This window comes from Paenibacillus soyae (assembly GCF_024623455.1).
In the GTDB taxonomy this organism is placed as follows: Bacteria; Bacillota; Bacilli; order Paenibacillales; family Paenibacillaceae; genus Pristimantibacillus; species Pristimantibacillus soyae.
On the sequence record NZ_JANIPJ010000015.1, the window covers coordinates 89,694 to 104,013 of the forward strand.

At 54.5% G+C, this 14,320-nt stretch carries 16 protein-coding genes and 5 tRNA genes; 17 read left to right on the forward strand and 4 right to left on the reverse strand.

What is annotated here, in order from left to right; genetic code table 11:
* Positions 1–5: 5 nt before the first annotated feature.
* On the reverse strand, positions 6–1,025 hold the full coding sequence (locus NQZ67_RS19825) for a peptidoglycan DD-metalloendopeptidase family protein (protein ID WP_257449294.1): 1,020 nt from the start codon (positions 1,023–1,025) through the stop codon (positions 6–8).
* Between the two features lie 453 nt (positions 1,026–1,478).
* On the opposite strand from NQZ67_RS19825, the gene cls reads away from it, so the two are divergent.
* The 3 genes from cls to NQZ67_RS19840 all read left to right on the forward strand — a co-directional run bounded on the left by cls (position 1,479) and on the right by NQZ67_RS19840 (position 3,634).
* Positions 1,479–2,915 (forward strand): cardiolipin synthase, encoded by a 1,437-nt coding sequence (gene cls / locus NQZ67_RS19830; RefSeq protein ID WP_257449296.1) that lies wholly within the window; start codon positions 1,479–1,481, stop codon positions 2,913–2,915.
* A gap of 345 nt (positions 2,916–3,260) precedes the next feature.
* Positions 3,261–3,455, forward strand: a complete 195-nt coding sequence (locus tag NQZ67_RS19835; RefSeq protein WP_257449298.1) for a hypothetical protein — start codon at positions 3,261–3,263, stop codon at positions 3,453–3,455.
* On the forward strand, positions 3,455–3,634 hold the full coding sequence (locus tag NQZ67_RS19840; protein WP_257449300.1) for an H-type small acid-soluble spore protein: 180 nt from the start codon (positions 3,455–3,457) through the stop codon (positions 3,632–3,634). The genes NQZ67_RS19835 and NQZ67_RS19840 overlap by 1 nt, the downstream gene beginning before the upstream one ends.
* 68 nt (positions 3,635–3,702) lie before the next feature.
* Here NQZ67_RS19840 and NQZ67_RS19845 read toward each other — a convergent pair whose 3' ends face one another.
* Positions 3,703–4,014 (reverse strand): dehydrogenase, encoded by a 312-nt coding sequence (locus tag NQZ67_RS19845; protein WP_257449302.1) that lies wholly within the window; start codon positions 4,012–4,014, stop codon positions 3,703–3,705.
* Positions 4,015–4,184: 170 nt separating this feature from the next.
* Here NQZ67_RS19845 and NQZ67_RS19850 point away from each other — a divergent pair, with 170 nt between their 5' ends.
* The 5 genes from NQZ67_RS19850 to NQZ67_RS19870 all read left to right on the forward strand — a co-directional run bounded on the left by NQZ67_RS19850 (position 4,185) and on the right by NQZ67_RS19870 (position 9,296).
* Positions 4,185–4,793, forward strand: a complete 609-nt coding sequence (locus tag NQZ67_RS19850; RefSeq protein WP_257449304.1) for a DedA family protein — start codon at positions 4,185–4,187, stop codon at positions 4,791–4,793.
* Positions 4,794–4,860: 67 nt separating this feature from the next.
* A complete protein-coding gene (locus NQZ67_RS19855) occupies positions 4,861–5,433 on the forward strand; it encodes a thioredoxin family protein (protein WP_257449306.1) in 573 nt (190 codons plus the stop codon).
* 3 nt (positions 5,434–5,436) lie between these two features.
* Positions 5,437–6,087, forward strand: coding sequence for an MBL fold metallo-hydrolase (locus tag NQZ67_RS19860; RefSeq protein WP_257449308.1), 651 nt, complete (start codon positions 5,437–5,439; stop codon positions 6,085–6,087).
* A 137-nt stretch (positions 6,088–6,224) separates the two neighbouring features.
* Positions 6,225–8,453 carry a Tex family protein gene (locus tag NQZ67_RS19865; RefSeq protein ID WP_257449519.1) on the forward strand — a complete coding sequence of 743 codons (2,229 nt, stop codon included), beginning with the start codon at positions 6,225–6,227 and terminating at the stop codon, positions 8,451–8,453.
* Between the two features lie 186 nt (positions 8,454–8,639).
* On the forward strand, positions 8,640–9,296 hold the full coding sequence (locus NQZ67_RS19870; RefSeq protein ID WP_257449309.1) for a nitroreductase family protein: 657 nt from the start codon (positions 8,640–8,642) through the stop codon (positions 9,294–9,296).
* 87 nt (positions 9,297–9,383) lie between these two features.
* Here the strand turns inward: NQZ67_RS19870 and cmpA are convergent, their stop codons facing one another.
* Complete coding sequence (gene cmpA, locus NQZ67_RS19875; protein WP_257449311.1) at positions 9,384–9,524, reverse strand: cortex morphogenetic protein CmpA; 141 nt, start codon at positions 9,522–9,524, stop codon at positions 9,384–9,386.
* 81 nt (positions 9,525–9,605) lie between these two features.
* Positions 9,606–9,968 (reverse strand): hydrolase/acyltransferase, encoded by a 363-nt coding sequence (locus tag NQZ67_RS19880; RefSeq protein WP_257449313.1) that lies wholly within the window; start codon positions 9,966–9,968, stop codon positions 9,606–9,608.
* 94 nt (positions 9,969–10,062) lie between these two features.
* On the opposite strand from NQZ67_RS19880, the gene NQZ67_RS19885 reads away from it, so the two are divergent.
* The 9 genes from NQZ67_RS19885 to NQZ67_RS19925 all read left to right on the forward strand — a co-directional run bounded on the left by NQZ67_RS19885 (position 10,063) and on the right by NQZ67_RS19925 (position 14,281).
* The gene (locus NQZ67_RS19885; protein WP_257449315.1) at positions 10,063–10,542 is read left to right on the forward strand and encodes a SprT family protein; all 480 of its coding nucleotides are present in this window, start codon (positions 10,063–10,065) and stop codon (positions 10,540–10,542) included.
* A 35-nt stretch (positions 10,543–10,577) separates the two neighbouring features.
* Positions 10,578–10,653, forward strand: a tRNA-Asn gene (locus NQZ67_RS19890).
* A gap of 6 nt (positions 10,654–10,659) precedes the next feature.
* Positions 10,660–10,750, forward strand: a tRNA-Ser gene (locus NQZ67_RS19895).
* 159 nt (positions 10,751–10,909) lie between these two features.
* Positions 10,910–10,984, forward strand: a tRNA-Glu gene (locus tag NQZ67_RS19900).
* 45 nt (positions 10,985–11,029) lie between these two features.
* Positions 11,030–11,105, forward strand: a tRNA-Lys gene (locus tag NQZ67_RS19905).
* A gap of 58 nt (positions 11,106–11,163) precedes the next feature.
* A tRNA-Leu gene (locus NQZ67_RS19910) sits at positions 11,164–11,249 on the forward strand.
* Between the two features lie 179 nt (positions 11,250–11,428).
* The gene (gene hflK / locus NQZ67_RS19915; protein ID WP_257449317.1) at positions 11,429–12,475 is read left to right on the forward strand and encodes an FtsH protease activity modulator HflK; all 1,047 of its coding nucleotides are present in this window, start codon (positions 11,429–11,431) and stop codon (positions 12,473–12,475) included.
* Entirely contained in the window at positions 12,472–13,338 is an 867-nt protein-coding gene (hflC, locus tag NQZ67_RS19920; protein WP_257449319.1) for a protease modulator HflC, read from the forward strand. The genes hflK and hflC overlap by 4 nt, the downstream gene beginning before the upstream one ends.
* 124 nt (positions 13,339–13,462) lie before the next feature.
* Positions 13,463–14,281: a MerR family transcriptional regulator gene (locus tag NQZ67_RS19925; RefSeq protein ID WP_257449321.1), complete on the forward strand. Its 819-nt coding sequence runs from the start codon at positions 13,463–13,465 to the stop codon at positions 14,279–14,281.
* The last annotated feature ends 39 nt before the right edge of the window (positions 14,282–14,320 follow it).

The following is a 14,320-nucleotide window of genomic DNA, read 5'->3' on the forward strand; positions in this document are numbered from 1 at the left end:
TTCCATCAGCTATGCTGCGCGAGATATTTTAAGGGATTGACGGGCTCGTTTTTTTGCATGATTTCAAAATGGAGATGGGGGCCGGTGCTTCGGCCGGTCGATCCCAGCTGGCCGATTTTTTCGCCGCGCACCACGACGTCTCCGGCCTTCGCGTCGATACGCTTCAGATGATAGTAGGCGGTTTGGAGGCCGCCGAGATGATCGATAATGACGAAATTGCCGAGTCTGGAATCGTAGCCCGTATCGCTCACCGTTCCGTCCGCCGCGCTGAACACGGCGTCGCCGAGCTCGCCGTTGATATCGATGCCGGCGTGAAAGGTCGCTCTTCCGGTGAAGGGGTCCTTCCGATAGCCGAAGCCCGATGTGAGACTCTTGGAGCGCGTCGGCCAGAAGTTCGGATATGCGTCTACCGTCATTCGGCGGTTCTGGGCCTTCTTCAGCGTCTGCTCCATCGATTCCTCCATGGAGTCGACCATGTCGCTTAACGCCTGGAAATCGAGCGAGGTATGCTGCGCAAGCGACGCCATTTGCATCATGTTTTGCGGAGCTGGGCTCGAATCTCTTGAACGCGCGGATAAGGTCTGGATTTGCCCCTCCGTCTTCTCGGCTGGAGCATCGCTGGTCGTATCGATAATGGAGCTGCCGTACTTCTCGATGAACAGCTTCAGCTTGTCTTCCAGCTCCTTCAGCTCGTTCATCTTGTTTTTCATATCCTGCGCTTGGCGCGACAATTCCTGTAGCTCCTGCTGCAAGGAGACGATGGCTTCGTCCTTCCCGGTGATAACGTCATCCATCCCGGTAATGGTTTGTGTGAATTGTGCTGACTGGGAGGCCAGCTCATTCTCCAGCTGCTTAAGCTCGTAGGCAGCCTTCAGTTGAAGGCCTGCAATTGTTCCCGTTACCGCGATGGCAGCGGCGACAGGAGCGGCTACGACCGATCGCTTCGATACGGAGAACTGCTTGACTGTCTTGTCTGCGCCGCGCATCACAACAAATGACCATGCTGGCTTCCGCGCTCGTTTCACTCATTAACTCCTTCCGGCCGGCAATATTGTCCTGCAGAACGTTCTATGACTATTTATTCTTGGATGCTATAAAACATACCTTAAAACTTCCTCATATAAATCGAATCTAAACGAATTATTCGTATGTAGTTGCCGTAAAACGAAGATATCATCACTATCCTTCTACATTAAGAAGGAGAAGCCAAAAAATGTGGTCAGGGGGGAGGACGGTTATGAATATCGCGGTGTTCGGCGCGGGCTATGTGGGATTAGCGACTGCCGTTTGTTTGGCAAGGCAGGGGGAATAAAGTGACGGTCGTAGAGAAGGGCGCCGATAAGCTGTAAAGGCTTCAGGGCTTTCCTGATCGATGAGAGCCTAAAGGCGTACGGGTTCGCGCGGAGCTAAACGAATAGACGGGAGAAGCGGGGATCAAACTATACACTCATAGCTGAATCGAAAGTCGAGGTGGGAGAATGGTCTCGTGGCTGGGGTGGCTGCTTGCGTTATACGTCGTTCAATTCGCTGCTATCTTGCTGCTGGAGCATCGCCGCCAAGGCTACATGACGGCATGGCTGTTCATTACGTTCGTATGTCCGTTTATCGGATTTGCAGCCTACTTCTTGGTCGGAAGGAGAAAACGGCAATCCATTCTAGAATCGAGGACGGGTGAAGCTGCAATGGAGGAGCGGATCGCGGCCGCCGCTGCCAAAGCGGAAATCGTCGAGACCTCCGGTTGGGGCGATCAATCGGACCTTGGACGGGAAAGTCGCCTCCAGCAGGCTCTAGCTATGCTGTCCCCATTCCCCGTCACCGGCCGCAATCGGACGAAGGTGCTGAGGAACGGGGATCAAACCTTCGACGCGATGATGGATGCGATGCGGTCCGCGCGGCATCATATCCATATGGATTATTATACGATCCGGCACGTAGGCGTCGGCAAGCTGTTCTTGGATCTTCTGGCAGAGAAGGCCCGCAAGGGGATCGAGGTTCGGCTGCTTTACGACGGCATCGGCAGCTTGAATCTGGACGAAGGCGTCATACGGGCTTTGCGGGAGGCCGGCGCCGAAACATGCTGCTTTGCTCCGCCCAAAGCCGCATTCTTAGAACGGCGGCTGAACTACCGCAATCATCGGAAGATCGCGGTCATCGACGGCAGAGTAGGCTTCCTGGGCGGCATTAACATCGGGGACGAATACTTAGGGATGGATGAGAAAATCGGTTATTGGCGGGATACTCACTTAAGCGTTCACGGCGATGCCGTCTATTATCTTCAAGCGCTGTTCATGCAGGACTGGCAGAGAGCCAGCGGGAAGCATCTCCCGCTCAGCGACGTCTACATGCCGAAGCACGGCATACAGGAGAAGGAGCGCGTCATGATCGTGCCCGGCAAGCCCGGCGTGAACGATAGGGAGATCGTCGAGGTGATGTTCGCGGCCATGGCGGCCGCGAGAACGCGCATATACGCCGCCACGCCTTATTTCATTCCCGATCCCGCGATTGCGATGAGTCTGCGCGTCGCGGCGAGAAGCGGCGTCGATGTCAAGCTGATCATTCCGGGGATCCCGGATACGGATCTCGTGCTTCTAGCTACCCTGTCCTATGTTCAGGACATGCTGGAGGCCGGCGTGCGGGTGTACCGGTATTGGAAAGGGTTCATCCATGCCAAGGTCCTAATCGTGGACGATATGCTCGCCTCCGTCGGCACGGCGAACTTGGACATGCGAAGCTTGTACAGCAACTATGAATCGATTGCCCTGGTTTTCGACGAGAAGCCGATCCGCTCGCTGGAGCGGGATTTCGAGGAGGATCTTAAAGCTTGCGAGGAGCTGGAGCTTGAGCGGTTCGCGCGGCGCCCGCGCAAGCAGAAGGCGGCAGAAGCCGTTATGCATATGCTCTCTCCTCTGCTGTAAGACCCGATTTTCAGCACATTAGCTGATGCTTCCGATGATGCGTTTTTTCAAAACGCTGTAGAAGGTTGAATGAAGCTAGGAAATATGGAGCGGTCCACGTTTTTGAGAAAACGACTTCGTAAGCTTACGCTTTAGTTCCGGCTTAATAGGGCCCCGCGAAAGTAATCGGAATAGGCTTCGGAGCTTCACATCACTTTCGTGGGTATCAGGAAAGATTTGACGTCGAATTTTCTACTTGAGTATGCATCGTGATCAAAGGCGGGGCGAATGAGAAGAGCTGAATAGGGGCATATTTTGTGCGTAAGAGGTTACTCTTCAATTACACCTTAGGAGGCGAGTCCGAACTTGAGCGAACAGCTTCGATCCGAGGAAGAAAGGCTGGCGGCTGCCGAAGGGCAGTATGAAGGCCGGGATGTGTACGACATGGATATTGACCGAATGGTCAACGAAGGGCTCGGCGGCGGTCAGGTAACGCTGCATAACGGCCTGATCGCGGAATCCACGACGGATACGATGGTTGAGAAGCCGGAGGGCGAATGATGGAAGCGGCAAGAGCGAAAGAAATTTTGGAATCCAAAGACACGTATGCGGTCAAGCTCGAAGGCGACTCCGTTTGGATCGAAAACGTAGATGTCGCAAGGGGCACGGCGACCGTCACGGTTGGCCATAATCAGTCCGACGTCCAGACGGTGGACTGCGGCAGGTTGGAAGAAGTATAAGTAACGCATAGCCCGAGATGCAGCTTGGCGACCAAGCTCAACTCGGGCTTTTCTGCGGGCTGCCCCCTTTAACCGCCGTACGCGTCGCGGAACGCCTCGCATAACCGGCCGCGGTCGACCTCCCATAGCTCGGCGATCTCCGCGCTGACGTTATCGTCCCACCAGTCCGCCTGCGCTTTGCGGTTGCTCTTATTCTCGTAGATCCATTGCAAATTCAGAATCACCTTCTTAAAATAAAGAGCTTCCGCTTGCTCCATCTTGTCCTTGGGCACCCAAACCTTCAGCCGTTTCGCCGCCCGGTACAGCTCATTGCTGCAGGACCTGCGAATTTTGCGGGCCGAAGGGTAATCGGCGGAATGCTTCTGCGCGTTAGGATTCATGATGACCGTCTCCTCTCCCTTCATATGTATGCGCCAGCGGGGACGTCGGTCACCAGCCTAGGAGCGATATCCTCTCGCAGGAGTGGATGCGCCGCCAAGGGCTATGTTAAAATAGGTGAGGCGCAGCCTGAAATTGGCCGGAGGCGCAAATAAAGGATGGAGGATCATGCATGGAAAGTTGGATTACCGAGTTTATGGAGCAGTTCGGATATCTGGGTATTCTGCTCTTGATCGCGCTGGAAAATCTGTTCCCGCCGATTCCTTCGGAAGTCATCTTGACGTTCGGGGGCTTCATGACGACGTACACGAGTCTAACGCCGCTGGGGGTCATTGTCGTGGCCACGCTCGGCTCGCTCATTGGCGCAATTATTCTGTTTTATATCGGTCGTTTGCTTGGCGTTGAGCGTCTGGAGAAAATCGTGGATCGCTGGGGCCGCCTGCTTCGCGTGAAGAAGGAAGACATCCGCAAGGCGGACGCATGGTTCGACAAGTATGGCTATTGGGCGGTATTCCTATGCCGGATGGTCCCTTTGATCCGAAGCTTGATTTCGCTGCCTGCCGGCATGTCCGGCATGAAGCTCGTTCCGTTTTTGTTTTTCACGACGATCGGCACGCTCATCTGGAACACGATTCTAGTGTTTGTGGGAGCGGCGGTTGGCGACAATTGGGAGCAAATCGTTGAATTTATGGATGTCTACTCCAATATCGCATACGCGCTTATCGCGTTGGTTGCCATTGCGGTGATTATCCTGTACATTCGCAGAGCGCGCAAGTTTTAAAGGCGGGGCCCCGATATCGTATAATAGGGAGATAACGATTCAATCACGATAGAGACGAGGGATACATATGGATACGGGAAGAAGCGTGGCGGATAAGCTAGGCAAAGGAATCAGCGCCCAGCAGTTCGTGGACGGCATGACCAAAAACAAAGAAGCCTTCATCGGCTGGATGGAACAATTTAGCTGGCCGTCGGCGGACGACCGGGAATATTTCGAATCGTTGAGCAGCCGCGATGACCTCCGCTGCCTGATTCTGATGGCGGATTGGTGCGGCGACGTCGTGCGCAACGTTCCCGCCGTATTCGGAGCGCTCGAGGTGAGCGGGATTCCGACGGAGGTTCTGATCATGGAAGAGAATCTGGACACGATGGATCAGTTCCTGACGATGGGCGGACGTTCCATTCCGGTCGTCATCTTCGCCGATTCGGACGGAGCGGTTCTAGGGACATGGGGACCGCGGCCGAAGCATATTCAGGAGCCGATGGTTGCGTTCAAGCAGGCGAACGCGGACCGCGAAGCGCCGGACTATCAGGATAACCTCGCGGCGGCCCGCCAGGAGATCATGAAGCGCTACGGCGAAGGACCGGGCTACCAGGCGCTCGTCATCAAGGAACTTCGCGAATTGCTGGAGTCGTTCTAAGCGATGGCGACGGTAACCTTCAAAGTCGAGACGTTTACGCTGGGGCCGCTGCAGACGAACGCTTATCTCTTGACGGTCAAAGACGCGGATTCCGATCGGGAACGAGGCATAATCATCGATCCGGGCATGAATCCGAAGCGGTTGCTTGACCGTATCGCGGATGTGCAGATCGAAGCCATTCTTCTGACGCATGCGCATTTCGACCATATGGGCGGCGTGGAGGACGTGCGCAAAGCGGCCGGCTGTCCGGTGTATATCCATGATCTGGAGGCGGACTGGCTCACGGATCCGCGCAAGAACGGATCGATGAGATGGCAGGACGTCACGCCTCCGCTATCCACGGATCCCGCCGAGCATGCGCTCGCCGAAGGCCAGAAGCTCGAGCTGATCGGGCATGTCTTCGCCGTTATGCATACGCCAGGCCATTCGCCCGGCAGCGTCAGCTTCGTGTGCGGGCAGCATCTGTTCTCGGGCGACGTGCTGTTCCGTCAATCCGTCGGGCGGACGGATCTCCCGGGAGGCCGGGAGCGCGATCTGTACGATTCAATCCGTCTGAAGCTGTACAAGCTGGATGGCGAAACGATCGTCTATCCCGGACACGGAGGAAGAACGACCATCGGGTTCGAGAAGGCGAACAATCCTTATACGGCATAAGAGAAGGAGCATTCTTGGACGGAGACGGACAGGGATGCTTCTCTAGTTTTTACGGAATAGGCAAAGAGAGCCGAATGATACGACGAAAAGGACGGTGCTTATACATGGCAAACGAGACGAAAGCTCCCGCTGCCGGAATGGAGCTTGGGGAGCAAACCGGCAGCCAGAAGCTGACGGCGGAGGAGAAGGAAGCGGAGAGCAAACGAATCGTTGCCGGGATCGCGGCACAGCTCGGTATTCCGCTGACGAAGGTGAAATCCGCCGTATCGCTTCTGGACGAAGGCAACACGATCCCGTTCATCGCCAGGTACCGCAAGGAAATGACCGGCGAGCTGGACGAGAACGAGCTGCGCTCCATTGAAGAGAAGCTGCAATATATGCGGAACCTGGAGGAACGCAAGCGCGAGGTCATCCGTCTGATCGACGAGCAGGGCAAGCTGACGGAGGAGCTGCGCGCGGGAATCGTCGGAGCCGTCAAGCTGCAAGAAGTCGAGGACCTGTACCGTCCTTACCGCCAGAAGCGGAAGACGCGGGCCAGCGTGGCCAAGGAGCGGGGGCTCGAGCCGCTTGCGAATTGGATTTGGGCTCAGCCGCGCCAAGGGGATCCGATAGCGGAAGCCGCCCGTTACATTAGCGAAGAGAAGGGCGTTCAGACGGCCGAGGAGGCGCTTCAAGGCGCGATGGACATTCTTGCGGAGCAGTTCGCCGATGATGCATCCATCCGCTCTTGGGTAAGGAAGTTTACGTTCGATCAGTCTCTGCTGCGAACGGAGGCTCGCAACGCGGAGGAAGAGTCCGTCTACGAGATGTATTACAGCTATCAAGAACCGATCCGCAAGCTGCCGCCGCACCGCATTCTGGCGATCAACCGCGGGGAGCGGGAAGACATATTGCGCGTATCGTTCGATACGCCCGTCGACCGCATTCATGAGCACATGAAACGCAAGCTGCTGCGCGGCGGAACGGCGGCTTCCATCCGGCAGGTGCTGGAGACGGTTATCGAGGATGCTTATAAGCGTCTGATCGCTCCCTCGATCGAACGCGAGGTAAGGGGCGAGCTGACGGAGAAAGCCGAAGAGCATGCCATTACGATCTTCTCGGAGAACCTGCGCAATCTGCTGCTGCAGCCGCCCGTGCGCGGTCACGTCGTTCTGGGCGTCGATCCCGCGTTCCGGACAGGCTGCAAGCTGGCGGTCATCGACGATACCGGCAAGCTTCTGGAGGTTGCGGTATCGTATCCGACGCCGCCGAACAACAAGGTGGCGGAGGCTGAGAAGCTGATAAACGGATTGATCGACAAATACAAAGTCGAGCTCATCGTCATCGGCAACGGAACGGCCTCCCGGGAGACGGAGCAGTTCATCGCTGCATTGATCGGCAAACGCAAGAGCGCCGGCGCGAAGGGCGGCGAGCTGAGATACATCATCGTTAACGAAGCGGGAGCGAGCGTCTACTCGGCCTCGAAGCTGGCGCAGGAGGAGTTCCCGTCCTTAGACGTCGCGGAACGAAGCGCCGTATCGATCGCCCGCAGGCTGCAGGATCCGCTCGCGGAGCTTGTGAAGATCGAGCCGAAGGCGATCGGCGTCGGCCAATATCAGCATGACGTCAGCCAGAAGCGGCTCGACGAATCGCTTGGCGGCGTCGTGGAATCGGCCGTCAACCATGTCGGCGTCGACGTGAACACGGCGTCCGCTTCGCTGCTCTCTTACGTGGCGGGCGTGAATGCGACCATCGCCAAAAATATCGTGAAATACCGCGAGGAGAACGGCCGCTTCGCGAAGCGCTCCCAGCTGCAGAAGGTGCCTCGTCTAGGGGCCAAATCCTACGAGCAGTGCATCGGATTCCTGCGCATTCCGGACGGCGGCAATCCGCTCGACAGAACGCCGATTCACCCGGAATCTTACGAGGTGGTCGATCGTCTGTTCAAGGAGCTCGGCATGAAGCTGGACGAGCTCGGCGCGGATAGCGCCAAGTCGAAGCTGTCCACAATCGATGCGTCGGCGCTTGCGGACAAGCTCGGCGTTGGCGTTCCGACCCTGCGCGACATCATCGACAGCCTGCTGAAGCCGGGCCGCGACCCGCGCGAGGAGCTGCCGCCTCCAATCTTCCATACCGACGTGCTGAACATCGAAGACTTGACTCCAGGCATGGAACTGCAGGGGACCGTTCGCAACGTCATCGACTTCGGGGCGTTCGTCGATATCGGCATCAAAAACGACGGACTCGTCCATATCTCGCAGATGAGCGACAAGTTCGTGAAGCACCCGATGGATGTCGTTTCGGTAGGCGATACGGTGACCGTATGGGTGCTCAGCGTCGATACCAAAAAAGGACGAGTTGGCTTAACGATGAGAAAACCGAATTAAAGATCTTCCTTTACGGAGGGAAAGCGAAAAGGCAGCCGGATCGGCTGTCTTTTTTGCACTGTTATAAATAAAGTATATTAGACAAAGTTAGTCGATTGACAAAAGCGAGTTCGAGGATTATACTGTGCTTAAATCAGTTGCAGTTAATGGGCAACGAAATAGAGAACCTTGGGAGGAATCATACGGATGACACAAAATACGCTGGCGGCAAAAGATGGAGTGGACGTTTCGTTTATCGGCATTGCAGAGGGCAGACGTTCGGTTCGAAAATATGACAGCAGCGCTGTCGTGACGGAGCAGGAAATTCGCGAGCTTCTGGAATTTGCGACGAAGGCGCCTTCTTCCTCCAACATGCAGCCTTGGCGCTTCCTGGTCGTGACGGACACGGAGCTGAAAGCCAAGCTGCTTCCGATCGCCTTCAATCAGCAGCAAGTCGTTGAAGCATCGGCAATCGTCATCGTGCTCGCGGATACCGAGATGTATACGTTGTCCGAACAGATATACGAGGCTGCGGCGGCAGCCGGTTATATGAGCGAAGAAGTGAAAAACAACATGATCGCGAACTCGACAAACATGTATTCTTCGCTTCCGGCAGAACGTTTGAAGGAAATCGTCGTGTTCGATACCGGCCTCGTTGCGATGCAGCTTATGTTGGCCGCAAGAACGAAAGGCTACGACACCGTACCAATGGGCGGCTACAACCGCGACCAACTGAAGGAACTGTTCGGCATCTCCGACCGTTATATCCCTACGCTCATGCTGCCAATTGGCAAAGCGGCGGCTCCGGGCCACCCGACTACGCGTCTGCCAATCGATCAAATTACGACCTTCAACAAGTTCTAATAAGCCTTGCTTTCAAAGCTAAAAACCCGGCTGCTCGCCCATAAGGGAGCGCCGGGTTTTCATTTGGCAGATCATATGGTCTGTTCATTACATCAGCGAACCGCTGCTTTGCTCCTTGGGTCCTTGCTTGGTGCGGTAGAAATACCAGCAATCGTTCAGGAGCTTGATCTGCCTGCGGTCCTTCTGTTGGAATGCGCGCATCAGTTGGTTGCACAGCCACTGCGGCATACGCATCTTCCTCCTCCCGGCCTAACCTGTTGTTCTACTACCATATGGCGGAGGGCGGATGTCCGTGCAGGTCCAACCGAATTAGCCTAGCTGTTCCTCTTCGTATTCCTCATACCACTGCTCGAGCTGCGCCTGAAGCGCCCGAATTTCCGTGAGCAGCGAGATGAGCGGATAGGATTTCTCTTGGATACCGGCGAAATCCCGTTCGAGGCCGTTAATGTATTCGAGGCCGCCGACGATCGACACCGCGGGATCGTGAATATCGACGTTGTCGCATTCCGCGAGCGCGTATGGCAGGGAAGGCACATTCTCCGCCGTTAACTTGTCGATCTCCTTGTGAAGCCTTAAATTCAGCGCGCTAAGCTGATAGGCGTGCGAAGCGGGCATTTCGACGAAGGATACGGTATCCTTCTCTTTCATTAATACATATCGCATGGTTGCCATATTGGTTGAAGCTCTCCCCTCGTTCCCTTATTCCTACTTGACAGTGTAGCTTATACAAGCGTTACAATTCAAGTAGTTGGGGAGGCTAACGGATATGGATAATCAAGCTTTGCAGCAATGGGTGGAGCGCGTCTCCATGGAGTCGTTCGGCAGGCCGTTTCTTCACGGGGCTACGTTTAATGCCCGGCTGAAAGCGACGGGAGGGCGTTACTTTATGCGTTCCCACGATATCGAGATCAGTCCCCATCAGCTTGCGGCGTTCGGCGAAGCGGAGACCGAAAAAATTATAAAGCACGAGCTTTGCCATTATCACCTTCATCTGATGAAGCGGGGCTATCGCCATAGGGATGCCGACTTCAAGCAGCTGCTGGCGCATGTCGGCGGATCGAGATATTGCAGCTCCTTACCGGAACGGGCGGATCGGAAGGCCATCGCTTACCGTTATAAGCTGATTTGCTCTTCGTGCGGCATGGAATATTTGCGAAAAAGAAAGGTTGATCCGGCGCGTTACGCGTGCGGACGCTGCAGGGGAAAGCTATTGATGAAGGTGCTTGACAACCCGAACACGCCGTGATAAATTATTAATTGTCACTGTCGATTTGCTTTCGTTCCCTGATAGCTCAGTTGGTAGAGCACTCGACTGTTAATCGAGTTGTCACAGGTTCGAGTCCTGTTCGGGGAGCCAATTCATGGAGAAGTACCCAAGTGGCTCAAGGGGACCCTCTGCTAAGGGGTTAGACTGCGTAAGTGGTGCGAGGGTTCGAATCCCTCCTTCTCCGCCACATTTTTTCTCGACTTATGGAACGAGGCCGAGCATCGGTCTTCTTTTTTTGACCGGATATCGGTCGACATGATAAGAGAAAAGATCTTGCATTTTTGTAGACAGGTTGATATAATCAATCTTGTCGCTAAAATGCGAATGAATGAATTGATTGAATTATGGCCCGTTGGTCAAGGGGTTAAGACACCTCCCTTTCACGGAGGTAACAGGGGTTCGAATCCCCTACGGGTCACCAACCATCCTTTCTGAAGCAGCTCTTATGAGTTCGTTTCCGTCATGAGAGCCATTAGCTCAGTTGGTAGAGCACCTGACTTTTAATCAGGGTGTCGAAGGTTCGAGTCCTTCATGGCTCACCAGTTTCTTCTTCCCTCGAAGTCGCTGGCATGAAGGGTCGGTAAGCAACATTTACAATGTGCGGTAGTGGTGGAATGGCAGACACGCTATCTTGAGGGGGTAGTGGGCGTACGCCCGTGGAGGTTCGAGTCCTCTCTACCGCACCATAATTTATAATGACAATAACTCTCGCAGCGATGCGGGAGTTTTTTTGCGTTCTTCAATTCCAAGCCTACAACGCGCGAACCTTAAAGGAACCTTAAAAAAGTGTGACGTTTTTGTCTCGCGTACGTATTAGAAGGCTATAACCCAGGTTAATCGGAAGGAGAGAACGAGTTTGAACTTTATGAATCAAGATCCACAGCCCAATCCGAGTCCGAACCCGAATCGCAAGCCGCCGGAATTGAAGCCGGGCACGGTCAAGAAGCTGGTCATTGGAATCGCGGCAGCCATCGTCCTTATTTATTTGGGATCGACATCGTTCTATACGGTGCAAGAGCAGGAACGGGCGGCCGTCATGACCTTCGGCAAATATTCGCACGAAACGACGTCGGGCCTTCACTTCAAGTGGCCTTCTCCGATCCAGCAAGTCATCGTCGTGCCCGCGGAGCTGACCCAGCATATTACGATCGGCTACCGCCAGAACGGGAACGATATTACGCCGGTTGAAGAAGAAGCGATAATGATTACGGGCGACGAGAATATTGTATCGGCGGATGCGGTCGTCACTTGGAAAATAAGCAATATTCAAAGCTACTTGTACAATATCAGCAACCCGGAGCAATTCCTTCGCAACGCGACCGGCGCTTCCATCCGCTCCGTCATCGGCTCTCAGAAGCTGGACTACGCGATTACGGACGGAAAAACCGAGATCCAGGACCAGGTTCGCGAACGACTGATCGAATTGCAGGCGAGGTATGACACGGGCATCCAGATCATCGATTTGAAGTTTCAGGATATCGAGCCGCCGGGAGGAGAAGTGGAGGACGCTTTCCGCGCGGTCACCAATGCGCGCGAAGAGAAGAATACGAAAATCAACAACGCCGCTAAATACGAGAACGACCGGATTCCGAAGGCAAGGGGCGAAGCCCAGGCGCTGCTCGAGCATGCGGAGGCAGAAAAAAAATCCCGGATCTTGAACGCCGAGGGCGACGTCGCCAAGTTTAACGCGATCTACGCCGAATACGCCAAAAATCCGGGCGTTACGGAAAGCCGCTTGATTCTCGAGACGCTGGAGAAAATATTGCCGGGCGCGAAAATCTTCATAACAAATTCCGGCAGCGATACGGTTAATTATTTGCCGCTGAACGAGCTGCTTAAAAATAATGCCTCGTCCGCATCCTCGAATGCTGACACAAGCCCGGCGCCACAGGGAGGGAATGAACAGCAATGAAAACAAAACACTGGATAACGATAGTCGCGGTCTTATTCGCGTTCATTCTATGCGCCGGCTCGATGTTCATCGTCAAGGAAGGCGAATACAAGGTGGTTCTCCGGTTTGGGGAAGCGATGCGGACGGTCAAGGAGCCCGGATTGAACTTCAAAATTCCTTTCATCGAGTCGACGACTATGCTGCCGAAATATCAAATGACGTTCGAAAGCAACCCTGGTCAAATCATGACAAAGGACAAAAAGCCGATTCTCGTCGATAATTACACGATTTGGCGCATCTCCGACCCGGAGAAGTTTTTCCGCAATCTGAACACGGTTAGCGGAGGCGTGCAGCGGATTGACGAGGCTGTCTACAATTCCGTCAGAAGAAAGCTGTCGGAAGTCGATTACGACGTTATAATCAGCGAAAATTCGGCTCGCGGTAACATTAACGACGAAATTACGGAAGACGTGTCTCTGGCTCTGCAGCGGGGCGATTACGGCATCGATATCGTGGACGTTCGCATCAAGCGGACCGACTTGCCCGAGAGCAACAAACAAAGCGTGTACAACCGGATGATCTCGGATCGCCAATCGATAGCCGCCCGTTATTTGTCAGAGGGCGACGAGGAATCGCGGAAAATTACGTCCAAGGCGGATCGTACCGCAACGGAGCTCCTTGCCCAGGCGGAAGCCGACGCGAAGAAGATCATTGCCGAAGGCGAGCAGGAAGCCGCTCAGATCTATAACAACGCATACGGCAAAGATCCGGCCTTCTACAAACTGTACCGCACGCTTGAAAGTTATGTCATAACGCTGAAGAACGAGCCGGTCATCATGATGCCGATCGAATCGCCGTATGCTCAAATACTAATAGGCGAATAGGCAGGCGGTCCGCTCGCAACTCTTCCCTGGCCTCGAGCGTTCTATAAAGGCGGTTGAACCCAAAGAGGTTGACACTTCCCTTACGTAAGAATGTATGGTACGGGGGAGAGGAGCTGAGCAGAGGTTGAAAATAAAAGAGGTATGCAGGCGATCGGGATTAACGGAGCGGACGATTCGGTATTACGTGGAGGAAGGCTTGATTGCGCCCGTAACGACGGCTCGAAACGGCAGAGATTACAGGGAGTACTCGGAGCATGACGTCGAGGCGCTGAACACCATTGCCGGACTCCGAAAGCTGTTTTTCACCATCGACGAAATCAAAGATATGCAGAAGCATCCCGAGCGAATCGGCGAGGTGTTGGGGGCCTACAAGCTGAAGATGGCTGCCGACGTCAAAGCGAAAGCGGCAATCGTGGAAGCGTTAGACGGATTGGAATTGCGGGAGCTTCGAGATATTGGCATGATTGCGGCAAAGCTTCGTGCGTTATCGGATAAGCTGGAGCTGCCGCCGCGCGACGTCAATCCAAACTTCGGGAAGTTCGAAGCGGGCACGAAGGCGGACAGGGAGAGGGAATACGAATTATTCCTCGTGAGGCAGGCCAAGCAATTCAAGCGGGGCAAAATAATGGTGACCGCTATTGCTTCCCTGAACGTTCTGATCTCGCTCTTCTCGTTAATCGCGAGCGGAGATTTCATTTCGTTTATTATTCAGACCGTTTTGTCGATCTGTTTGTTTCTCGGCGTATCGTGGGTTAGATATTTTTTCGCCGTGGGGGCTGCGTTTACCGCGTTTATCTCGATTCAGATACTGGTTCTGGGACTGATGGAACCGCTGATCGCCATCATTGGGCTGGTACAGTTGATTTATTCCGTCGCCATATGCGTGCTGCTCTTCCGCAGTGAAGCGATTAGCGAGTTTCTGTACAGTCAGAAGAACGGATAAAGTCTCGGACAGCATTCGACATGATGAAATGGATGGAAA

Coding starts and splice junctions, on each gene's coding strand:
- cls (WP_257449296.1), top strand. CDS start 1,479: ATGGTCTCGTGGCTGGGGTGGCTGCTTGCGTTATACGTCGTTCAATTC.
- NQZ67_RS19840 (WP_257449300.1), top strand. CDS start 3,455: ATGGAAGCGGCAAGAGCGAAAGAAATTTTGGAATCCAAAGACACGTAT.
- NQZ67_RS19845 (WP_257449302.1), bottom strand. CDS start 4,014: ATGAATCCTAACGCGCAGAAGCATTCCGCCGATTACCCTTCGGCCCGC.
- NQZ67_RS19850 (WP_257449304.1), top strand. CDS start 4,185: ATGGAAAGTTGGATTACCGAGTTTATGGAGCAGTTCGGATATCTGGGT.
- NQZ67_RS19855 (WP_257449306.1), top strand. CDS start 4,861: ATGGATACGGGAAGAAGCGTGGCGGATAAGCTAGGCAAAGGAATCAGC.
- NQZ67_RS19860 (WP_257449308.1), top strand. CDS start 5,437: ATGGCGACGGTAACCTTCAAAGTCGAGACGTTTACGCTGGGGCCGCTG.
- NQZ67_RS19865 (WP_257449519.1), top strand. CDS start 6,225: ATGGAGCTTGGGGAGCAAACCGGCAGCCAGAAGCTGACGGCGGAGGAG.
- NQZ67_RS19870 (WP_257449309.1), top strand. CDS start 8,640: ATGACACAAAATACGCTGGCGGCAAAAGATGGAGTGGACGTTTCGTTT.
- cmpA (WP_257449311.1), bottom strand. CDS start 9,524: ATGCCGCAGTGGCTGTGCAACCAACTGATGCGCGCATTCCAACAGAAG.
- NQZ67_RS19880 (WP_257449313.1), bottom strand. CDS start 9,968: ATGGCAACCATGCGATATGTATTAATGAAAGAGAAGGATACCGTATCC.
- NQZ67_RS19885 (WP_257449315.1), top strand. CDS start 10,063: ATGGATAATCAAGCTTTGCAGCAATGGGTGGAGCGCGTCTCCATGGAG.
- hflK (WP_257449317.1), top strand. CDS start 11,429: ATGAATCAAGATCCACAGCCCAATCCGAGTCCGAACCCGAATCGCAAG.
- hflC (WP_257449319.1), top strand. CDS start 12,472: ATGAAAACAAAACACTGGATAACGATAGTCGCGGTCTTATTCGCGTTC.